The sequence below is a fragment of the Myroides sp. DF42-4-2 genome (assembly GCF_030326445.1).
Taxonomy (GTDB): Bacteria; Bacteroidota; Bacteroidia; order Flavobacteriales; family Flavobacteriaceae; genus Flavobacterium.
In genome coordinates this window covers 38,654-58,040 of the sequence record NZ_JACAKI010000019.1, presented here as the reverse complement: position 1 = coordinate 58,040, position 19,387 = coordinate 38,654, and the positions used below count along the sequence as shown (strand labels likewise).

The window sequence follows — 19,387 nt, the reverse complement described above, 5'->3', positions numbered from 1 at the left end:
TTAGACTCGATAGCTCAGTTGGTAGAGCACAACACTTTTAATGTTGGGGTCCTGGGTTCGAGCCCCAGTCGGGTCACTATCTTTTATAAAAAAAATGCACATACAAGTTACATTAGTAACGACTCGATAGCTCAGTTGGTAGAGCACAACACTTTTAATGTTGGGGTCCTGGGTTCGAGCCCCAGTCGGGTCACAAAAGCTATTCCTAATCGAATGGCTTTTTTTAATTCTTTAGCGATTTCTTGATGAAAGAAAATAGAAAAAGAATTATATTTACCCACTCACAAGGCCGGGTGGAGGAATTGGTAGACTCGCCATCTTGAGGGGGTGGTGTCGCAAGACGTATGGGTTCGAGTCCCATTCCGGTCACAGAGTTAAATTTATAAGCGATTTAGAAAGACTTTTCTAAATCGCTTTTTTGTTTTTATGTGGTTGAATTTTAGTTGTTTAGCTTGTTTTAGGGGTGTTTTTTGTAATCTGTTTAGATTGTGTTAAATTGTATGCTAATGTTTAGGAGTATACAAATTGTATACATTTTTATACCTTTGTATACGATACTGTTTTAAATCTTGTATACTGATTTGTATACTGCAAATATACTCAATTATGGCTTCTGTTAGTTTTTTGTACCGCTCTGTTCGTGTTAAAGCTCCTTTGACGCTACGTTTTTTTTATGCTGTGGATAAGAAAAAGTTTTTTTTGGAAGCAAGAATAAAAAGTGAAGTTACTATGGAGTATTGGAATAAGTATCATTTAGCAAAGCGAATTAATGATATTGCAATTAAAAACTTTCAAGTGGAGCTAAACGGAGAGTTGAGTAGTATTGAGAACTTCATTTTAGATCGCGCGAATCAAATACCAGTCGAAAGATATTCGAAGGAGTGGTTGATAGGTGCTATAGCATCTTACTATGATCCAGCTAGTGCAAAAGGTGTTCCAACTACATTTGTGGGGTGGTTAAATCGTTATCTAGAAGATAATAAAGATGAAACGGCTCCTGGAACTCTGAGAAAAAATAAGGTTGTCTTAAATCGTATTTTGAAGTTTGAGAAGTATAGTCAACAACAGTTGCGGATTAAAGACATCAACTTAGATTTTAAAATGGATTTTGAGCGTTTTTGTAAACAAGAGGGGTATCATACTAATACTATTGCGATGTCGTTACGATTTGTCAAAACGGTATGTAATTATGCAGCGGTTTTTGGTGAACAAGTAAATCCGAATTTGAAATTGATACGCATTAAAGAAGTTCCTGCTGATTGGGTATATCTCAATGAAGAGGAGATTGAAAAGATTGCTACATGGAACGCAACTGCGGATTATCTTGATAATGCGCGAGATTGGTTGTTGATTTCTTGTTATACTGGACAGCGTATAGGTGATTTTATGCGTTTTGAAAAATCGATGATTCGATATCAGAAAAATAGAAAAGGAGAAGTGAAGCCACTTTTGGAGTTTATCCAAGAGAAGACAGGTAAAGAGATGAGCGTGCCACTTTCTTCAAAGGTTTTGGCTATTTTAGATAAACGAGATGGTGAATTTCCTAGAATCCTTTCTGATCAAAAATACAATGAGTATATTAAATTAGTTTGCCAGGGGGCTAAGATTAATGAAAGAGTAGAAGGAGCTAAGAAGGTTGAAGTTTCAGATAAGGTATGGCGAAAGAAAAAAGGGATGTTTGAAAAGTGGGAATTGGTTAGTTCGCATATTGGTCGTAGGTCTTTCGCTACAAATAACTATGGCAAGATTCCTACAGTCTTTCTAATGAATATGACGGGCCATTCCACGGAACAGATGTTCTTAAAATATATAGGAAAAGGCTCCAATGACATTGCAATGGAGCTTAGTGAGTATTTTGATTAAAAAATACAATTTTCAAAGAAAATTATTCACAATTAAAATTAAAAATTATTCATTGTAAAAAAAAGTGTATATTTGTAGTGCAAAAAAAAATCTCTGTTGGCGCAGAGATGTTCTTTGAGGTTCTGGTAAATTATTCATTTTAAATAAGAGACATATGAATAATTTTGATGTAAATGTATTGCGCAAAGATAGCGCAATAATGCCTAATAGGCAAGGAAAAAGACGATTAATTACTGAAGATGAGCTTAAATATGAGCTTAGGTCAGAGTTAATTAAGTTGTTTACAGTGTTTAAAAATGCTGTGGAAATGTATAATAATTACTATTTGTCGAAGGTTCTACCAGGACAAAAAGTTCGTAATTATGAAGCGGTTTGTTTTAACCAATGTATGGTTACGAGTGCGTTTAAGATGTTTCCGAAAGGTTGTTCATTCGGTAAGTATGCTAAATTTAGTTTACGAATTATGAATGAAGTTTTGATTCAGTTTAAAAAACTGAATGCAAAGGGTATGCCAATGAATATTAAGACAGTAAATGTCGATAATATTAATAATCAGTTGGCACTTGATTTATTTGGGGATCAAAATATTTATGATCCAATTCTTTATTTCGGATATAAGAAAGATAAGATGGGGCAGTTTATAGAACCTCAAATAGTTTATATAGATGAAGGTAAAATTGTATTTTCTTTATCTGAGGAGCAATTAAATAACATGCCTATTGATCACATTGAGATTGTTGAAGATCAAAATGCTGACAATAGAGGTGTACGAATTAGAAACAATAATTTAAGAAGAAAAACTAGTTAAATATAGTTTACCAGAACCTTAAAGTTTTTTCTTAAATTAATGGAAGTTAATTTGATTTTTCAAAACATACTAAGTATGAATTATAGACAACTAATAATAGCAAGAGAATATAGAGGATTGACGCAGACTCAATTATCTAATAAGATTAAAGGATTGTCTCAGTCTAGTCTCTCTAAATTTGAAAAAGGACTTTCTGTTATTTCTGAAAGTGTTCAAGGAGAAATAATCAATTGTTTAGGTTTTCCAAAAGAGTTTTATGATATCAAAATTCATGATGTGTTGGAAAGTTCTAATTATAGAAAAAGGAGTGTTGTAGCTAAAAATGAAATAGTTGATTTTGAATTGAAATGTAAGTTTATTGGCTACATTGTTGATTCTATGGCTGATTCTTTAGAGTGGCCAGAGTTTTTATTAAAACCATTAAATGTTGAGGACGGGTTTAGTCCTAAAAAGGTAGCTGAATATACTCGTAAGATAATGAAATTAAAATCAGACGAACCAGTTAAAGATATTTATTCTTTAATAGAGCGATACGGTGTTATTGTTTGTGAGTTAGATTTAAATGAAAAGATTGATGGGGTGTCTTTTATTAGCGATGAAGGATATCCTATAATTATAGTGAATGAAAACTATTCGAATGATCGTAAAAGATTTACGGTTGCTCATGAGTTAGGGCATATATTAATGCACGATGAGCGAAACTTTCCTATTTCGGATTTTAGAACAGAAAAGGATAAAGAGAACGAAGCAAATGTTTTTGCTAGTGAGTTTTTAATGCCAGAAAATGCAATTAAGAATCAGTTGCGTGGTTTGATGTTGAAAGATTTAACTGCGTTAAAGAATTACTGGTTAACATCTATGGCTTCAATCATTAGAAGAGCTTATGATTTAAAATGTATTGATGCAAATCGATATAAGTATTTTTCAATAGAAATGAGTCGTTTAGGGTACCGTAAACATGAGCCCGGAAATGTTTATATTGATCGACCAAAATTGTTTAATAAAGCGTATAGTTTGTATAAAGATGAATTAAATTATTCGCTGGATGATTTTGTAGGTGCTTTTAAGCTTCCAGTGGATGTGATAAAAAGTATTTTTAAAATAGAAAGTGAGAATAAAGTTAAGGTTCGTGTATTAAACAGGATTCCTGTAGCTGTAGGATAATAAAAAAGGGAGTGTTTGTAAAAACACTCCCTTTATATTTTTGTGATATTTAGAATAAAAAAACACCTAATCTAGGTGTTTTTTTTTAGTATTATTAGTAAATTATAATCCAATGATTACGTCTTCTTTCTTTAATTTAAGGCTCATTTTTGACATATCTCTTGTTTTTAGTTTTTCTTTTCTCTATAAATATAATAAATAAATTATATTAAAATTATTTATTTGGAATTAATTAACTCTAAGGAGTCTCCAAATGCAAAATTTTTGTTCTTTATACAATGACTGGCGTGAAAGTCTTGGGTGAATACTTTATTTAGTCCAGATAAAGAGTGTTTGGCTATCACAGTTAATTTAAGATAATCTGATTGATTATAGGATTTTTTAAAAAAATCATTTAAGTTTTCTTCTGTGCTTATGATAGCTGCGTATGTATGATGTTTGTCGTTTTTTGGATTGTATGTTGGAATAGATGATATTTTTGATTGTTTTAAATTGATTTTAGTTATTCTTAAATTTTGTCCTCCAAAAGCGCCAATTGTTTTATAACTACTTAAGTCTAATGTGACGTCAAAAAGTTCATATTTAGTTTTGTTAATGAACTTAAATATATATAAAGTTTGACCTTCTCTTTTTGTTTTGCATATATAGTTCGATATCTCAATAGAGGGTTTTAAAGTCTGTAAAAAGTACTTTAGAAAAATGTATGAGGCAAGTACTCCTGTTAGTATGCCAATTACAACGCTAACTAGAGCATTATAATACGTTTTAGGATCTGTAAAAAATTCCATATTGGTTAGTAGGTGAAATATTGAACAAAAATAGTATAATTTTTGAATAATAAAAATGATGTTTTTTATTTAATGAGTTTACTCATTTCTTGTTTTATGACATTATACTCTTCCTGTGTAATAACTTCCAAATCCAGTAGTTCTTTACTTTCTTTTAGTTTATCAATCGCTTGTTGGCGGGTTAAAGTTCCTTTTGGATTAATAATTTCGTTAGCTTCAAGTGCATTTTCGTAATCAACTTCTACAGGAAGAAGTCCGTAACCTTTAAAGCTAATCCAAATAGTAAAACCTGATTTTTCTTTGCCATAAGATTTGATTTTATGAATAGTAAAAGGTTTTCCTCCATGGGTAGCGTGCATTCTTCCGCCGCCTTGAGAAATGTATCTGAATCCATCAGGGTCCATTGCTTTTCCAATCATTAAGCTATCGCCAACTTTAATGATATCTCCATTTTTAGATTTATATTCTGTAAATGATTGATTGTTTTTGGATAATTTATTGTATTCAGCAGTTTGAGCATACGAAATGCTTGCAGCGAATAATGTTAGTATGGTGATAATTTTTTTCATAGTTAGAGAAAGATCTTAATGCTATTTTAAATTAGATAGATATAGAAAAAATGTTATTATCAAAGAAATAATAATAAACCAAGTTATGAAGGCTAAATTTAGCGCAGATCGCTCAGATTGCTTTTGTATATTTTTCAAATATTCGAGTTGCTTGAGTTGTATATCAATCTCTGATAGCTCTTTATCAGGTATGCCTGCATTTTTATTTGTTTTTTTTGTGTTGTAAGCTACAAATCCTATCACTACTGATCCAACTAGAAAGATTACTAGTATTTCTGCTCCTCCCATAAGTTAGTAAGGTGTTATGTTAAATATTATCTTCTTCTATCTCTCATTACTTTGACAACATTAAAAAGTTTGTCAATGTGAGATAAATTTAACACTTTATTTTCAAACATTGGATTTAATGAGTGAATGGTGATATTTCCTGAGTCAACGTCGTGATCAATGATTCGTTTAACTATTACGCCTTCTTCCTGGTCCACAATGACAAAATCCCATTGGTTGATATGCAACTTGCTTTTCCAATAGTCTTTGGCTACGTTTCTACATACTAGGATATCGCCATCAAATAAACTTTCTTCCGGATGTTCTTCTGATATCATACTATCTCCGCTTACTTCAAAGCATACATATTCGCCTTTCGGTTCTTGTTCTTGGGTTAAAATTACGGGTATAGTTGGTAAGGTGTCCATATAATTTTCGTCAGCAAAACCGCTAAGATAACCTGCTTTCGCATATTGCGAAACTAATGGAACATATTTTACAATTCCCGCAGTAATTGGAATTGCTTCTTGTTTTTTCTCTTTTCCTTTTATCATTTCTCCTTCTCCGGTGAGAAGCCATTCAAGATCTAGTTCGGGATAAGTTTCTTTTATTTTAGAGATTTTGTCTAATCCTATGCTTTTTGTAATACTGTTTATGTATCCATTTGATGCTTCTATACTCTTTTCGAAGTAACTAATTGTGATTTTTTTACTTGAAATAAATTTCTTTAATCGATCTTTTACGTTCATTTTCAATATGTTATAAAATAAATTATTTTATTAGAGTAAAAATCTAATAAATAGTTTTTATAATTAGAGTAATTCTCTATATTTGTCATGTCAGGACATAAGTCTCACAATGAGATTTATGTCAATTACTTGACATGTCACAAATTAGTCAAAAGTATGAAAAAAGTTATTGAGATACACGCTGCTGATGAAGAAATAGCGATTAGGGCTAGAGCTCTAAAAATCTTAAGTGATTTTAGAGGATTAGGGTTTACTACGAGAAAATCTTTTTTGAATGTAGTTATGGATAAGGTACCTGAACTAGATAGTCATGATGGAGGAAATCGTTTGGTTAATTTTTGGACAGGTCGTGAATTTAAACTGAACGATCAGTTGGAACAAGTATTAGAAAACTTAAAACAATCATAGGTATGGATGGTAAAATAATCTTAGATGGTATTTCCGCGGCTGGATTGATTGCTGCGATTACTGAAGTTGTGAAAAGCGAGCTTGGTAAATCGGAACCTGAGGAACTGATGACTCGTGAGGAGGCGGCTGAGTTTCTCAATGTGAATTTATCCACGTTAAGTAAGTGGACAACGGAAGGGCGATTGATTGGTTATGGAATGGGTGGTCGTAGATATTATAAAAAGTCGGAGATCATGTCGGCTTTGGAAGTTATGAAGTTTTAAATCGCGCATTATGGTTTATCAAACTTTCGAGCAGTCCTGGCAAATATTTAGTAACAAGTTAATCCAGCAAATCAATGAAGCATATATCAGAGATTCTAAAAGAGATACCTGCGGTGGCCATGATGGGGCAAAACTGCAAGGTGAAACAAACAACGGTTAATCCGGCTAAGTGTGAAGCAAAAACTAAAGCATGTCATCCAATGGATGTTTTCGCGGGAATTGAAAAATGCAAGAAATGCGGAAAAGGCTTTTGATTGATGTTTTGTGGCCCGCGTTTTTGGGCGCACTAATGGCGGTTTTGCTATTCAGTCTAACAATTTAAAATTACAACAAGGAGTAAGGTGATTGGTTCACAACCTCATATTCATTTAATTTTTTTTTGTATCCCTTCAGGTTCGAATCCTGGCTCCTTGGCTAAACTATTTTTTGAAAATTATGGAAGATAAAAAACTTAAAGTTAAAGGAAAGATCCGCGCTCTTCTGAATAAAACAGTTGAGAATGGTGCTTCTGAAGAAGAAGCGATGTTGGCTTTGAAAAAAGCTAATGAACTGATGTTGGAAAACTTTCTATGTGAACATGATTTGGAAGGTGTAGAGCCTGAAAAGATTATTGAAGTTAGGGAGTCTATTGTGGTTTCTTCTTATGATTTCACATGGTTTTATGGTGATCTAGCAAGGTTGTTTGATTGTGAATGTTTTTGGACTTCTGGACGAAAAGGAGATATCGTGTTTTTTGGTTTCGAATCCGATGCAAGGCTAGCGATGTATTTCTATAAAATGATTATGAAGTTGGCTTTCTCTTCAATAGAAGAATATAAAAATAGCTTTGAATTTATTCATGCTAAAAGTTTTTATGGAACTCATGGTCGAACTCTTGTGGCTTCATTTGTAAAGGGTTTTACGATTCGATTAGGAGAGCGATTAACTGAAATGTATCAACAAAGAAAAGCGTCTATTCCTTACGGAATGGGACTTATGGTTATTCAAAAAGATGAAGAAGTAAAATCTGAATTTAAAAAGCAACATCCAAAGCTAAAGGTTCATAAAGTGAATTTAGATAATCTCGAAGAGGCTGCTTTCCGTTCAGGTCAAGAAAAAAGCGAAGAAGTTGATTTGGTTCAGCCACTGAATGGGAGTGTTAAAGAGGATATGTTACAATTGTCGATGTAAGTAAAATTTACATTGGACCAATCTTTTGGTTGGTCCAGTGTTTTTAATGAATCAATTAAAAAATATCTATGGATACGCCTGTAAATGAAAATATTGAAAGACAGCGTTTTGCTGATAATTTGAGGTTTCTGAGAGTTAAAAAAGGGGTTTCTCAGCAGAGTGTTTCTGATGAGTTAAAAATAACACGTGCTAGGTATTCTAAGTATGAAGAAGGTGCGTCTGAGCCTCCATTTTATCTGCTGATCAGAATCAGTGAGTATTTTGGGTTTGGTATAGATGTTTTGTTGGTGAAAGATGTGCGTAAAATGGCTCTTTAGGTATTGACAATTTCGTCAATAGGTAGTTGAATATTAAATAAATAACAATGTAAAAATACAGTTACATGGAACCAGGATATTATGCTATCATACCAGCATCAGTGCGGTATGATAAGGAATTGCAACCCAATGCAAAGTTGCTCTATGGGGAAATTACAGCCCTTGCTCAACGCGAGGGATTCTGCTGGGCGGGAAATGATTATTTCTCAGAATTGTATTCGGTGTCTAGTGAGACTATTTCGCGTTGGATATCGGCTTTAAAAAAGGGTGGATATATTGAGGTTGAAATTCTGAAAAATGAGGGGAATAAACGCAAAATAGCTATTGACAAAAAGATCAAGACCTATTGCGAAAAAGATCAAGACCTATTGACGAAAAGATCAATAGCTATTGACGAAAAGATCAACTCTAATATAAGGATTAATAATACAATTAATAATACAGAGAATAGCGCTCTCAATTTTTTGAAAGAAAATAATCCAAGTTTATTCGAAACGTTCTTAATGCAATATCAATCGAAAATCAAAGATTTTCAAAAGTTCTGCGAGCTGTTCGATTGCAAAGTTATTGAAGAGGGTTTGGAGTGGACGGGAAATAAGATAAATGCACGATTAACGCGATACGCAATTAACTGGATTGAAAACGAAAACAAAGCATTTGGAAAGCAACAGCCTCCAGTGCAACAACAAACACAATCTTATTCAAGAAATCACTTTTAGTCATGAGTCAAACAATTTCAAAAGGATTAGTTCCTCCGCATTCAAAAGATACTGAAGAAACAGTGCTCGGTGGGATGATCAACAATAAGCAAGCGCTGGATGAAGCAATGCAAGTGATCAAAGATTCTTCGGTCTTTTATGTTCTAGCACACATGCAGATTTTTGAAGCGGTTCAAGAGTTGTATTCGAGTTCGCTACCCGTGGATATGATTAGCGTTTCGCAGAAGTTGCGTGCAAATGGAATTGCCGCTGAAGGCTTGGTTGTGTCTCTAGTTCAAAATAGTATGTCAGCGGCACATATCGAGTATCACTCAAGAGTTCTTTTGCAATACAAGCTTAGGCGGATGATTGTAAGTTTTAATGCTTCAATGACTGCTTCTGCAATGGATGAGAGTGTTGATGTGTTTGATTTGCTTGCGCGATGGAACAAAGAGTTCGATATGGTTACAGAACTAATCACAACAGGACGTTCAAGTGTAACCATTGCGGAATCTTTGCAGGACCTAGCGAAGCGATTGGAGTTCATTTCTAAAAGCACTGGCGAAAGTAAAGTGACTGGAGTTCCAACTGGGTTTAAAAGAATCGATGCGTATACATCGGGGTATCAAAATGGAGATTTGGTAATTGTTGCTGCGCGTCCTGGTATGGGTAAAACGGCTAAAGCGTTGAAGACGGTTATTGAAAATGCAAAGGTTGGTAATGCTGTTGGAGTGATCTCTTTGGAAATGCCTGTATTGCAGTTGACTTCTCGTATGGTTTCGATTGATACGAACTTCCATCTAGGGCAGTTGATGAAAACGGGATTCGATAAACCTGAATACTTTCAAACATTTATTTCTCACTCAGGAAGGATGGCAAAATATCAGATTGTGATGAAGGACTCAGGAGTGAATGATATTTCGGATATCATTGTTGAAGCGAGAAGTTGGAAGCGCAAGCATGATATCAAGTTGTTGGTAATTGACTATTTGCAGTTGATCAGCGATAAGACAAAAGGAAATAACCGAGAGAATGAAGTGAGTTCGGTGAGTCGTCGATTGAAGTTGTTGGCAAAGGAGTTGGATATTCCTATCATCGTGATGTCGCAGTTATCTAGAGCGGTTGAGACGCGTGGTGGTTCTAAACGTCCGTTACTGTCTGACCTTAGAGAATCGGGATCTATTGAGCAAGATGCGGATATTGTTGAGTTTATCTATCGACCAGGATACTACAACATAGATATTAACGGCAATCCGGAGTACGATGAAATGATAAGGCAAGGAGCTGATACGGAAATAATCTTCGCTAAGTATCGCGCTGGTTCCGTAGGAACGACGTTTCTGAAATGGATTGGTGATAAGACAAAGTTTATTGATCCAACAGATGGTAACGAGAATGGAAGCAATCAGCAAGAATCAAATGTGTATGGTAATGCTTGTGAGTATGTTCCGACAGTGAGTGCTGCTGAAGCTTTTGGGGATGATACACCGTTTTGAGTTTAAAAAAACCTGAGCTAAACAATTAACTCAGGTTTGTAGATATTAGATTCCATTACACTCTCTAGGATTAGCGATCGTACCTGTTTCACAATATTCTCTTTGTTTATCATCAATTCCTTTTCTATAGAATGAAGTGACTTTAATAGATATGTCAGAGTTGTCATCACGCTCTCCGTTTTCATCACATCCAAATACTAGTCCAACCCAACATTCGCGTACAGGATTATACATAGTTGAGGAGTCAATTTGTATATAACCTTGTTTTTCATATTCAGCAAAGGTTGATTTTATATCTGCTGATTGAGCGAAAGCTCCGGCTGAAAGCAAAAATGCTCCCATTATCATTAATTTTTTCATAATAAATATTTTAAAATTGGTTATCCTAAATGTAAAGAATGTTAATGTGTAAAAAAAATAAAGTATTGATAATTAACAAAATATACAGTTTTACTGTAGCTAAAACTTCCCACTTGTAGTAAGTGGTTATTGATTATGAAAATAGGTGATATTATTCCTTACAAAAACACTAAAGGAAATATAGAAAATGTGAGAATTGAATCTTTTCAGATAGTAGATAATGGAAATGTATGGTTCAATGGAATTGATATTAGAACTAATGCTAGGGTTTTTTATCCTACTCACGTAAGCATTAGACTAATGAAAACAAATACAGAAATTTTAAAAGGTTTAGATATCTTGACTAATCCCTCCTATGAAACAGGTCGAGAAGGGTGTACTTATAGTGATACTAAATACAGTAGTATAGACGTGTGCTATGGATATAATATAGCAAAAGAAGAAATAAGGGCCTATATCGACAAATTAATCGGAAATTAAAACTTCCCACTTGTAGTAAGTGGTTTAGATTATGATGAAAGTAAAAAGTAAATCTTATACACTCATAAAGAGTGATGGTAGTTGGTTAGGTCAAATAGTATTGACATCAGATGGAATGTTTGCATCTGTTACAGATTGGGGAAATCTTTCCTTTGCTTGGCGACATACAGGTAGAGATGATTTTAGAGATTTTTTGTGTGGATTGGATGTTGAATACTTTGGGCGAAAGATGTATCAAGGCAATACATACATCCTATATTCAAAAGCTTGTGAAAAAGCTTGTCATCGATTTGCTAAGGAAATACTTCCAACACTTCAAGAGGTTTTAAAACAAGATTTGATTGATAATCCTAAGTGGTAAAAGGTATGGCAAAGAGAATAGATAGTATAAAGCGTCCTTGGGTAGTAGAGCGCAAGCCGTTTGAACGAAATGTAAGAAGCAACTCAGCGTTCTATAACTCGAGAGCTTGGCGCAAGTTGAGACGATCGTTCTTAGATGCGAATCCGTTGTGTGTGCAATGTGAACGAGAAGGCTTGGTTACTCCTGCAACTGTAGCGGATCACATCCAGCCTATCAACCTAGGAGGCGAACGACTGAGTGAAGACAACCTTCAACCGATGTGCGCGAGCTGTCACAATAAAAAATCCGCTCGCGAATCGCATGGGGATAGGGGGTAAAATCTCCCGAAAATGGACTACCTGTACATCGCATGTTAATGAGAATTTTACTCACGATGAATTTAGGGGAGGGGGGGATGAAATTGATAACTAATATTTTACAAAAATGAAAGAGAAAAAAGTATTCAACATGAGTGGTGAAATTGTAGAATGGGAAACTGCAACTACCACTGGAAAGAATCAGCAGCTTTATGATGTCTTGGATAAGCTTCCAGCTGCAATGGCAAAGTTCAATTTGACAAAGGACCAGAAGTTTTGGTACAAGTATTTTGGTGAGCAGTTGGTGAGTTCAAATAAATTGACCAAACCCGACTTGGTTCATTTACATCGATTGGCAACTACGATTGATTTCTATATCCAAGCGGAAGCGGAAATCAATGCGAGAGGTTTTCAAGGAGGGTTGATTCAAACCTTTGCAACTGGAGCAACAAACGTGAGCGGATATGTAACAATCCGCGAAAAGATGATCAAGGATATGGACGAGTTATCAAAACACTTTGGGTTTTCGTTTAAGGATAGAAATAAATTGGTGGATGTACCAAAAGGAGATCCTGGACAAGGTGATTTGTTTACAGGTTTCTTGAATCAGAAATTTGGATAAAAAAGACTCCATTTACATGAAGCCTTTAGATTCTCATTTAGGATATCAATTCGTAGAGAAGTATGAAAAACATACAAATGTCTCTAGACGTAATTTCTAGACTAAATGTGTTGTTTTTGCCCTTGTGACTGAGATTTATTTTCATAAACATCGAATTAAAGGCGCATTTTTGTTATCTAGTAGTTTTTGAGAAGCATATCCTTCTGTATTAATATACATAAAAACTATTATCATATTATTCTTCTAATTTTATCGAATAGACTGAAAAAAATGCTGTTAATAATAAAACTGTTTTCTGAAAATAAGTAACTAAATGACTTCTTGATATGAGAAAATCTGGGTTTAGTATTGAATTAGAAGATTTTATTAAGACAAAATTAATAAATAAAATGAAACTAACAAAAGAAATGCTTTCTTCACCAGCTTTTCAGTATGCAGCAATGGTGAGGAATGGAAAGCTGAAAACAGGAAAAAAAATACAGCTCGCTGTTGAGCGGTTTTACAAGTTCATTGAAGAAGCAGATACGAAAGGATTCACTATTGATCACGACAAAGGAATGCGAGCGATTAACTTCTTTCCAAATTTCCTCAATCATACAACTGGAAAGATGGCGGGCCAACGCTTTTTCTTAGCTCCTTTTCAAGCGTTTACCATTTACAATATTTTCGGTTGGATCCATAAAGAAACGGAAGTACGTAGATTTAATACAGTCTATGACAAACGCGCCAAGAAAAACGGAAAAACCGCAGAAATGGCAGGACTTGCTTTGTTTTGTATGAGTTTTGATGTGGAGATGGGGGCACAAATCTACGTTGGAGCGACCAAAGAAGAACAAGCCAAAATCTGTTGGAACCAGGCTAAAATGTTTATTGAATCTCCAGTAGCAAATCCGAATTTACGCAATATGGGATTCCAGTGTTTTCAAAAGGAAATCAAGTTTGGAAGAACGCAATCAGTTATGATGCCGCTGGGAGGTGATTCTAAGACACAGGATGGAATCAACGCCCACGTGGCAATCATTGATGAGTATCACGCGCATAAAGATGATACGGTTAAGGAAAATTTGGAATCAAGTTCGGTCTCCAGGAAGCAGCCAATTACTTATCATATCACGACAGCTGGTGTAAACTTAATGAGCGCCTGCAAGCGATATGAAGAAGCAGTTACAGAAGTGTTGGAAGGAAGGAATCAAGACGACCACCTTTGGATTATGATTCACGATTTAGATGAGGGAGACGATTGGGAGGATGAGGATAATTGGTTTAAGGCAAATCCGCTTTTGGGATTTGGCTTAGATATCGACAATATTCAGAAGGAATATATCAAGGCGCGGAACCAACCGAGTAAGATACCAAACTTTAAAACGAAGCATTTAAACATGTGGGTGGATGCGCCAACGATATGGATTCCGAATGAAATATGGATGGCTAATAAGGTAGATGAAATTCCGATGGACAAGTTTACGCAATTTGGTTCTTTTGGAGCGCTTGACCTTTCGACAACAACGGATATCACTTGTTATTTGGCAGTATCAGAACCGGACGAAGAAATGAATCGATACGTGAAGCCTTATTTCTTTTGTCCAAAAGATACGATTGAACATCGCAGTAAAGAGGATCGCGTGCCTTATCAATATTGGGTGGATGCGGGATATTTAATTGCTACACCTGGTAACGTAGTAGATTATGAATATGTGAAGGACACAATTCGCTCAACCTACAAAGAATTAAATGTAAATAGAATTGAAGCGGACAAGTGGAACTGTGAACAGATGGCACAGGAACTTACCGAAGAGGGGATGGAAGTGAGCTTCTTTAGTCAGGCAATAGGAGTGATCTCCTTTCCTACAAAACAGTTTGAGAAGTTGACCTATGAAGGAAAAATAAAACACGATGGTAATCCGATTCTGCAATGGATGCTTTCCGGTTGTATTGTTTACCGCGATGCGAATGACAATATCAAGGTCCATAAAGGGCAATCCAACAAAGGAGGAAAGCGAATCGATGGAATTATAGCAATTATTATGGCGCTGGGTGGATCAATGTCAGTTGAGGAAGATGAAGGAGGGAAATACAGCAAACCTGGAGCAGAAGTTTATATTTAACCAAAACTGTAAATTATGACGATAACACAACATCATTTAGCGGTTCAAGCAGAAAATGAACGGCTAAAAAAAGAAAATGAATTGATGAAGCAGATTGCTTCAACTGAGGGGTTTTATGATTTTTATTTTAAAGTTTTCAGGAAAAAGCTGTATCGGTTGAATACTAAGCTTTTATAAGGATAATCAAAAAAGTCAGGTAACGATTTGGTAACGGTGCTTATTGCTTTGCTTTTCAATGTGTTTCCGTTAGCTCACAGCAAATATATGAAAACATATGTCTGAAAACAAGATCATAAATGATACAAAAATCAAAAAGCAGTGAAATTAATCACTGCTTGAAAATATTAATTATTCAAAATCTTTATCCATATGCTCTTCCAAAGATTTTTTTAATTGATCCAAATAGGCTGTTCTGGAACCAGCACGCATTTTCATTCGGTGAAAGGCATGGTGTATATCCCCTAATTCAATATTGAAAACAGATTGGACTGCTGAGGCTATTTTTCGAACACTTATATTTCCATTCAATATAGCTCCATTAACATGCAAAGTATAAATTAGTTCTATCAAAGCATTTTTTGATTCCGTCCATACCAATTGTTGTAAGTTTTCAGCTTTAGTCATATCAAATAATCCACTATTTATACGAAAAATGAGATAATCATAAAATAATTCATCACCTATTATTCTTGCTACTTTATAATCGAAGTAAGTAGAAAATCTGTGATCAGATTCAAAAATGTGACTATTAAGCCCATTGTCTATATTTATCTGCCCCCTAATAAATAACTCTTCATCCCGATCTATACGTCCCGACCGGTAATATCTGTAGAAAGGGCAATTGCAGGTGTTTTCTCTGTAAATATTTTCAATCTTTTGTAGTTCATCCGAAAAATATTTTTTGTGAACATCCCACATCTCACTTGGACAACTGCTCTCAATTTTGAACACCTTATTATAGAAAATTAATTTCCCTTGTATTTCGGGTTTTATTTTCTTGAAAAATTCAATTTCTTGATTAGGTTGTTCAAATCCATTTTCCATGATATAATCTCGTAATCTTTCCAGTTTAGACAATAAAAAAGAAACAACTTCACGTGTACTTTCTATTACATTTTGTGAGTTTAAATCCAATTTCTTTTCTTCTTCCCTTATTGATAAAAGGATGTTTTTAATGTACTTTATAATACTTCAATTTTTAATGAATAAATGTTTTATTATAACTACTACAGCTACTTAGCCTAATATTATTCTTCATAAATATGCCTTTCAGTAACATATGTTACAGACTATCTTATTCCCAAAATATACTTTTACGAATAATAATAAATAGTAACGGTATGAAATCACATTATCAAATAGCCATTATAGGTGCGGGTACAGCCGGAATTATGACCGCTGCCCAACTTTTGAAAAAAGATAAGTCTCTTGACATTGTTATCATTGATCCGGCAGAGAGACACTATTATCAACCTGCCTGGACATTGGTCGGAGCCGGAACATATGATTTCGCCAAAACGGCAAAACCTATGCGGGATTTAATCCCACAAGGCGTAGAGTGGCTTCAGGATGCCGTAGTATCTTTTTATCCTGAAGAAAATAAGATTGAAACCAAGAAAGGTATCAAAATTAGTTATGATTATCTTGTGGTTGCTCCCGGATTAGTAAATGACCTTTCCCTGATAGAAGGATTGGAAGAAGCAGTAAAAAAAGGCATTGTATGCAGTAACTATATAGATCCTAAATACACCTGGGAATGCCTAAAGAACTTTAAAGGTGGAAATGCGGTTTTTACCCAACCTACAACCCCTATAAAATGTGGCGGAGCTCCACAGAAAATTATGTATTTGGCAGCTGATTACCTTCGCAGAAATGGATTAGACAAGAAATCAAATGTAGTGTTTGCAACTCCCGGTACTGTCATATTTGGAGTGAAACGAATTGCAGATACACTAATGAAAGTCATCCATCGATACAATGTACATTTTAAACCTTTTTATGCTCCAGTCAAAATAGATGCCGATAAAAAAATAGTCTATTTCAAAAGCGTTGCTCCCGATGAAAATAATTGCGTAGTGAATGAAGGCAATGTGTTGGGAGAAAAGCAACAAGGTGATTCATTGATTGAAATGCCCTTTGATTTGTTACATTTAGCTCCACCCCAAACAGCCCCAAAGTTTGTGAAAGAGTCTATTTTGGTAAATGAAACAGGCTGGTTAGATGTGGATATCAATAGTCTTCAACACAAAAAATATCCGAATATTTTCGGAATTGGAGATGTAGCTGCTTTACCAACCGCAAAAACCGGTGCAGCCGTACGCAAACAGGCTCCTGTAGTGGTTGATAATATCCTTAAACTAATAAAAGGAAAAACTGCCGACAACAAATCGTACCAAGGGTATTCATCTTGTCCCCTAGTAACAGGTTATGGAAAAATGGTATTGGCAGAGTTTAATTACAAAAATGAATTCACGCCCGACCCAAAACTCAAAATGATGCTGATTGGCGACAGTTCCAAAGAACACTGGCGTTTGTGGCTGTTAAAAAAATACATGCTTCCCTATTTCTATTGGCAAAAAATGATGAAAGGCGAAGATGTTTAGTCCTGTGTAACCTATGTAACAGACTATCTCTTTTTATAAACTGAAATTTGCAGTAATAAAAAAGAATAAAACTATAATTTATGGAATGGATTTTACAACCATGGCCGTGGTATGTTAGCGGACCATTGATTGCACTGACGATGTTTATTCTACTTTACGTAGGTAAAAATTTTGGAATGTCGTCCAATTTGCGAACACTCTGTACTATGAGCGGAGCCGGCAAGACTTGTGATTTTTTCTGTTTTGACTGGAAAGCACAACGCTGGAATTTATTGGTAATGATTGGAGCTATTATCGGTGGTTTTGTAGCTTCAAATTATCTGTCGGATAATCAAATACCGGACTTAAACCCAAAAACGGTTGAGCATTTAAAGGAAATAGGTTTTGAAAGTGCTGGGAAAGCATACGTACCTACAGAACTTTTTGGAACGGAAGCATTTTCAGATCCTAAGACATTGGCTATACTACTAATTGGCGGAATATTGGTTGGTTTTGGAGCACGTTATGCAGGTGGCTGTACTTCTGGTCATGCTATATCAGGTATCAGTAATTTACAGTTACCGTCTTTGATAGCAACTATTGGTTTCTTTATAGGTGGATTAATTATGGTACATCTCATTTTTCCTTTAATTTTTTAATACCGATGAAAAGGCTGTTGGTAATACTGGTTGTAGCTATACTTTCTCAACCAACAATGGCACAGGAAAATCATATAAAAGATACTGTTGAAAATAAATCTTTGGTTTCCTATCTCAAAGAAGGCGAAATCAGCGGACATATCCGAAATTATTTTTTGATGACTGAAAACAATCATGGAAACGATTATTATGCCAATGCCACTGGAGGCGTATTAAGCTATAAAACCAAATCGTATAAAGGCTTTCAGTTAGGTGTTTCGGGAATATTTACCTATAAGCTGTTTTCATCTGATTTGAATAAACCTTACGATCAGACCAATAAATCATCACGATGGGAACAGGAACTATTTGATGTGAATCATAAAGACAATTTTAAAGATTTGGACAGATTGGAGGAACTGTATATCAAATATCATTGGAAAAATTCTTACGTAACCTATGGGAAAATCCCAGTAGAATATACGCCTTTATTGAATAAAAGCGATGGAAGAATGAAGCCTTTTGCTTTTCAGGGAGGTTGGTTACATCATAAAAATGAAAAATTTCAGGCTGATGTAGCATGGATACATAGGGTTTCTCCTAGATCAATGACCGAATGGTTTTCAATGGAAGAGGCTATCGGATTGACAGATAACGGATATTTACCAAACGGAGAAAAAGCATACTATAAAGAAACAACCCATTCACAAGGATTAGCGATTGTGCATTTGGGAAAGGAATTTAAAAATTTGAAAGTCAATTTCTGGAATTTTCATTTGGATAAATTCATTAACACCTCTTGGTTGCAATTGGAGTATGCAAAAAAAAATTGGGAGCTTGGCATTATTTATTCTTACCAGATACCTGATGCTTACCAAAAAACGCTCGCTTATAAAAACCGATATGTGCAGCCGAACGAAAACGGACAGGTAGTCAGCAGTATACTGAAATACAAAAATGGTTCATCACAATTTAAAGCAGCCTATACCAAATCTTTTGAGTCCAGCAGGTACTTATTCCCGAAAGAATTGGGTCGGGATCAGTTTTATACATCTATGTCCAGAAGCCGTATAGAAGGATTGGGTGGAGTTGATGTCTTTGCTATCGGGTATCAGTACAATTGGAAACATTTATTTTTGAATGTCGATGCAACTACTACTCACGGAGCAGCCATAAAAAACTATGAATTAAACAAATACAACATCGATGATTATTACCAGATAAATACACGATTGCATTATGAGTTTACCAATTTCTTAAAAGGGCTTCATATTGAGTTGCTGTATGTCTGGAAAAAAAATAAAAACGAGCATAACACACAATTGGTTGCACAAAGAAGCGATTACAACCAAATCAATCTAATAACAAATTTTAATTTTTAAA

The 19,387-nt window shown here is 34.8% G+C and carries 25 protein-coding genes and 3 tRNA genes; 22 read left to right on the top strand and 6 right to left on the bottom strand.

What is annotated here, in order from left to right; translation table 11 throughout:
* Positions 1-3: 3 nt before the first annotated feature.
* The 6 genes from HX062_RS13255 to HX062_RS13230 all read left to right on the top strand — a co-directional run bounded on the left by HX062_RS13255 (position 4) and on the right by HX062_RS13230 (position 3,835).
* A tRNA-Lys gene (locus HX062_RS13255) sits at positions 4-76 on the top strand.
* 44 nt (positions 77-120) lie between these two features.
* Positions 121-193 (top strand) — tRNA-Lys (locus HX062_RS13250).
* 94 nt (positions 194-287) lie between these two features.
* Positions 288-369: transfer RNA gene (locus HX062_RS13245), tRNA-Leu, on the top strand.
* 330 nt (positions 370-699) lie between these two features.
* Positions 700-1,863 carry a phage integrase SAM-like domain-containing protein gene (locus HX062_RS13240; RefSeq protein WP_286467730.1) on the top strand — a complete coding sequence of 388 codons (1,164 nt, stop codon included), beginning with the start codon at positions 700-702 and terminating at the stop codon, positions 1,861-1,863.
* A gap of 154 nt (positions 1,864-2,017) precedes the next feature.
* Positions 2,018-2,671: a hypothetical protein gene (locus HX062_RS13235; protein ID WP_286467729.1), complete on the top strand. Its 654-nt coding sequence runs from the start codon at positions 2,018-2,020 to the stop codon at positions 2,669-2,671.
* A 75-nt stretch (positions 2,672-2,746) separates the two neighbouring features.
* Positions 2,747-3,835, top strand: a complete 1,089-nt coding sequence (locus HX062_RS13230; protein WP_286467728.1) for a helix-turn-helix domain-containing protein — start codon at positions 2,747-2,749, stop codon at positions 3,833-3,835.
* A gap of 218 nt (positions 3,836-4,053) precedes the next feature.
* On the opposite strand, the gene HX062_RS13225 is transcribed toward HX062_RS13230, so the two are convergent.
* The 4 genes from HX062_RS13225 to HX062_RS13210 form a co-directional block, all read right to left on the bottom strand.
* A complete protein-coding gene (locus HX062_RS13225; RefSeq protein ID WP_286467727.1) occupies positions 4,054-4,623 on the bottom strand; it encodes a hypothetical protein in 570 nt (189 codons plus the stop codon).
* 65 nt (positions 4,624-4,688) lie between these two features.
* Complete coding sequence (locus HX062_RS13220; RefSeq protein WP_286467726.1) at positions 4,689-5,192, bottom strand: hypothetical protein; 504 nt, start codon at positions 5,190-5,192, stop codon at positions 4,689-4,691.
* Positions 5,193-5,213: 21 nt separating this feature from the next.
* Entirely contained in the window at positions 5,214-5,480 is a 267-nt protein-coding gene (locus tag HX062_RS13215; RefSeq protein ID WP_286467725.1) for a hypothetical protein, read from the bottom strand.
* Positions 5,481-5,506: 26 nt separating this feature from the next.
* Positions 5,507-6,208, bottom strand: coding sequence for a S24 family peptidase (locus HX062_RS13210; protein WP_286467724.1), 702 nt, complete (start codon positions 6,206-6,208; stop codon positions 5,507-5,509).
* 156 nt (positions 6,209-6,364) lie between these two features.
* Here HX062_RS13210 and HX062_RS13205 point away from each other — a divergent pair, with 156 nt between their 5' ends.
* From HX062_RS13205 to HX062_RS13175, 7 genes are all read left to right on the top strand, one after another.
* Positions 6,365-6,616: a hypothetical protein gene (locus HX062_RS13205; protein WP_286467723.1), complete on the top strand. Its 252-nt coding sequence runs from the start codon at positions 6,365-6,367 to the stop codon at positions 6,614-6,616.
* Between the two features lie 2 nt (positions 6,617-6,618).
* Positions 6,619-6,879: a helix-turn-helix domain-containing protein gene (locus HX062_RS13200; RefSeq protein ID WP_286467722.1), complete on the top strand. Its 261-nt coding sequence runs from the start codon at positions 6,619-6,621 to the stop codon at positions 6,877-6,879.
* Positions 6,880-6,953: 74 nt separating this feature from the next.
* Positions 6,954-7,133 carry a hypothetical protein gene (locus tag HX062_RS13195; RefSeq protein ID WP_286467721.1) on the top strand — a complete coding sequence of 60 codons (180 nt, stop codon included), beginning with the start codon at positions 6,954-6,956 and terminating at the stop codon, positions 7,131-7,133.
* 181 nt (positions 7,134-7,314) lie between these two features.
* Positions 7,315-8,049 carry a DUF2786 domain-containing protein gene (locus HX062_RS13190; protein WP_286467720.1) on the top strand — a complete coding sequence of 245 codons (735 nt, stop codon included), beginning with the start codon at positions 7,315-7,317 and terminating at the stop codon, positions 8,047-8,049.
* 68 nt (positions 8,050-8,117) lie between these two features.
* A complete protein-coding gene (locus HX062_RS13185) occupies positions 8,118-8,366 on the top strand; it encodes a helix-turn-helix domain-containing protein (protein WP_286467719.1) in 249 nt (82 codons plus the stop codon).
* A gap of 65 nt (positions 8,367-8,431) precedes the next feature.
* Positions 8,432-9,085, top strand: coding sequence for a helix-turn-helix domain-containing protein (locus HX062_RS13180; protein WP_286467718.1), 654 nt, complete (start codon positions 8,432-8,434; stop codon positions 9,083-9,085).
* Between the two features lie 2 nt (positions 9,086-9,087).
* The gene (locus tag HX062_RS13175) at positions 9,088-10,560 is read left to right on the top strand and encodes a replicative DNA helicase (protein WP_286467717.1); all 1,473 of its coding nucleotides are present in this window, start codon (positions 9,088-9,090) and stop codon (positions 10,558-10,560) included.
* A 45-nt stretch (positions 10,561-10,605) separates the two neighbouring features.
* Here the strand turns inward: HX062_RS13175 and HX062_RS13170 are convergent, their stop codons facing one another.
* The gene (locus HX062_RS13170; RefSeq protein ID WP_286467716.1) at positions 10,606-10,920 is read right to left on the bottom strand and encodes a hypothetical protein; all 315 of its coding nucleotides are present in this window, start codon (positions 10,918-10,920) and stop codon (positions 10,606-10,608) included.
* Positions 10,921-11,220: 300 nt separating this feature from the next.
* Here HX062_RS13170 and HX062_RS13165 point away from each other — a divergent pair, with 300 nt between their 5' ends.
* From HX062_RS13165 to HX062_RS13140, 6 genes are all read left to right on the top strand, one after another.
* Positions 11,221-11,400 carry a hypothetical protein gene (locus HX062_RS13165; protein WP_286467715.1) on the top strand — a complete coding sequence of 60 codons (180 nt, stop codon included), beginning with the start codon at positions 11,221-11,223 and terminating at the stop codon, positions 11,398-11,400.
* A 31-nt stretch (positions 11,401-11,431) separates the two neighbouring features.
* Positions 11,432-11,761, top strand: a complete 330-nt coding sequence (locus tag HX062_RS13160; RefSeq protein WP_286467714.1) for a phiTE_072 family protein — start codon at positions 11,432-11,434, stop codon at positions 11,759-11,761.
* Positions 11,762-11,766: 5 nt separating this feature from the next.
* Positions 11,767-12,078: an HNH endonuclease gene (locus HX062_RS13155; RefSeq protein ID WP_286467713.1), complete on the top strand. Its 312-nt coding sequence runs from the start codon at positions 11,767-11,769 to the stop codon at positions 12,076-12,078.
* A gap of 106 nt (positions 12,079-12,184) precedes the next feature.
* Complete coding sequence (locus HX062_RS13150) at positions 12,185-12,679, top strand: P27 family phage terminase small subunit (protein ID WP_286467712.1); 495 nt, start codon at positions 12,185-12,187, stop codon at positions 12,677-12,679.
* A gap of 326 nt (positions 12,680-13,005) precedes the next feature.
* Positions 13,006-14,784, top strand: coding sequence for a terminase large subunit (locus HX062_RS13145; protein ID WP_286467711.1), 1,779 nt, complete (start codon positions 13,006-13,008; stop codon positions 14,782-14,784).
* A 15-nt stretch (positions 14,785-14,799) separates the two neighbouring features.
* Positions 14,800-14,961 carry a hypothetical protein gene (locus HX062_RS13140; RefSeq protein ID WP_286467710.1) on the top strand — a complete coding sequence of 54 codons (162 nt, stop codon included), beginning with the start codon at positions 14,800-14,802 and terminating at the stop codon, positions 14,959-14,961.
* A 171-nt stretch (positions 14,962-15,132) separates the two neighbouring features.
* Here the strand turns inward: HX062_RS13140 and HX062_RS13135 are convergent, their stop codons facing one another.
* The gene (locus HX062_RS13135) at positions 15,133-15,918 is read right to left on the bottom strand and encodes an RteC domain-containing protein (RefSeq protein WP_286467709.1); all 786 of its coding nucleotides are present in this window, start codon (positions 15,916-15,918) and stop codon (positions 15,133-15,135) included.
* 206 nt (positions 15,919-16,124) lie between these two features.
* On the opposite strand from HX062_RS13135, the gene HX062_RS13130 reads away from it, so the two are divergent.
* The 3 genes from HX062_RS13130 (at position 16,125) to HX062_RS13120 (ending at position 19,386) form a co-directional block, all read left to right on the top strand.
* On the top strand, positions 16,125-17,387 hold the full coding sequence (locus tag HX062_RS13130; protein ID WP_286395953.1) for an FAD/NAD(P)-binding oxidoreductase: 1,263 nt from the start codon (positions 16,125-16,127) through the stop codon (positions 17,385-17,387).
* 80 nt (positions 17,388-17,467) lie between these two features.
* Positions 17,468-18,025 (top strand): YeeE/YedE family protein, encoded by a 558-nt coding sequence (locus HX062_RS13125; protein WP_286385895.1) that lies wholly within the window; start codon positions 17,468-17,470, stop codon positions 18,023-18,025.
* 56 nt (positions 18,026-18,081) lie between these two features.
* Positions 18,082-19,386 carry a hypothetical protein gene (locus HX062_RS13120; protein ID WP_286385894.1) on the top strand — a complete coding sequence of 435 codons (1,305 nt, stop codon included), beginning with the start codon at positions 18,082-18,084 and terminating at the stop codon, positions 19,384-19,386.
* Position 19,387: the final 1 nt, after the last annotated feature.

What these genes read in the sequence shown, in the direction of transcription:
- HX062_RS13155 (WP_286467713.1), top strand. Translation starts at nt 11,767, where the DNA reads ATGGCAAAGAGAATAGATAGTATAAAGCGTCCTTGGGTAGTAGAGCGC.
- HX062_RS13195 (WP_286467721.1), top strand. Translation starts at nt 6,954, where the DNA reads ATGAAGCATATATCAGAGATTCTAAAAGAGATACCTGCGGTGGCCATG.
- HX062_RS13190 (WP_286467720.1), top strand. Translation starts at nt 7,315, where the DNA reads ATGGAAGATAAAAAACTTAAAGTTAAAGGAAAGATCCGCGCTCTTCTG.
- HX062_RS13200 (WP_286467722.1), top strand. Translation starts at nt 6,619, where the DNA reads ATGGATGGTAAAATAATCTTAGATGGTATTTCCGCGGCTGGATTGATT.
- HX062_RS13210 (WP_286467724.1), bottom strand. Translation starts at nt 6,208, where the DNA reads ATGAACGTAAAAGATCGATTAAAGAAATTTATTTCAAGTAAAAAAATC.
- HX062_RS13185 (WP_286467719.1), top strand. Translation starts at nt 8,118, where the DNA reads ATGGATACGCCTGTAAATGAAAATATTGAAAGACAGCGTTTTGCTGAT.
- HX062_RS13205 (WP_286467723.1), top strand. Translation starts at nt 6,365, where the DNA reads ATGAAAAAAGTTATTGAGATACACGCTGCTGATGAAGAAATAGCGATT.
- HX062_RS13170 (WP_286467716.1), bottom strand. Translation starts at nt 10,920, where the DNA reads ATGAAAAAATTAATGATAATGGGAGCATTTTTGCTTTCAGCCGGAGCT.
- HX062_RS13150 (WP_286467712.1), top strand. Translation starts at nt 12,185, where the DNA reads ATGAAAGAGAAAAAAGTATTCAACATGAGTGGTGAAATTGTAGAATGG.
- HX062_RS13175 (WP_286467717.1), top strand. Translation starts at nt 9,088, where the DNA reads ATGAGTCAAACAATTTCAAAAGGATTAGTTCCTCCGCATTCAAAAGAT.
- HX062_RS13160 (WP_286467714.1), top strand. Translation starts at nt 11,432, where the DNA reads ATGATGAAAGTAAAAAGTAAATCTTATACACTCATAAAGAGTGATGGT.
- HX062_RS13180 (WP_286467718.1), top strand. Translation starts at nt 8,432, where the DNA reads ATGGAACCAGGATATTATGCTATCATACCAGCATCAGTGCGGTATGAT.
- HX062_RS13125 (WP_286385895.1), top strand. Translation starts at nt 17,468, where the DNA reads ATGGAATGGATTTTACAACCATGGCCGTGGTATGTTAGCGGACCATTG.
- HX062_RS13120 (WP_286385894.1), top strand. Translation starts at nt 18,082, where the DNA reads ATGGCACAGGAAAATCATATAAAAGATACTGTTGAAAATAAATCTTTG.
- HX062_RS13235 (WP_286467729.1), top strand. Translation starts at nt 2,018, where the DNA reads ATGAATAATTTTGATGTAAATGTATTGCGCAAAGATAGCGCAATAATG.
- HX062_RS13225 (WP_286467727.1), bottom strand. Translation starts at nt 4,623, where the DNA reads ATGGAATTTTTTACAGATCCTAAAACGTATTATAATGCTCTAGTTAGC.
- HX062_RS13140 (WP_286467710.1), top strand. Translation starts at nt 14,800, where the DNA reads ATGACGATAACACAACATCATTTAGCGGTTCAAGCAGAAAATGAACGG.
- HX062_RS13215 (WP_286467725.1), bottom strand. Translation starts at nt 5,480, where the DNA reads ATGGGAGGAGCAGAAATACTAGTAATCTTTCTAGTTGGATCAGTAGTG.
- HX062_RS13230 (WP_286467728.1), top strand. Translation starts at nt 2,747, where the DNA reads ATGAATTATAGACAACTAATAATAGCAAGAGAATATAGAGGATTGACG.
- HX062_RS13165 (WP_286467715.1), top strand. Translation starts at nt 11,221, where the DNA reads ATGAAAACAAATACAGAAATTTTAAAAGGTTTAGATATCTTGACTAAT.
- HX062_RS13130 (WP_286395953.1), top strand. Translation starts at nt 16,125, where the DNA reads ATGAAATCACATTATCAAATAGCCATTATAGGTGCGGGTACAGCCGGA.
- HX062_RS13220 (WP_286467726.1), bottom strand. Translation starts at nt 5,192, where the DNA reads ATGAAAAAAATTATCACCATACTAACATTATTCGCTGCAAGCATTTCG.
- HX062_RS13145 (WP_286467711.1), top strand. Translation starts at nt 13,006, where the DNA reads ATGAGAAAATCTGGGTTTAGTATTGAATTAGAAGATTTTATTAAGACA.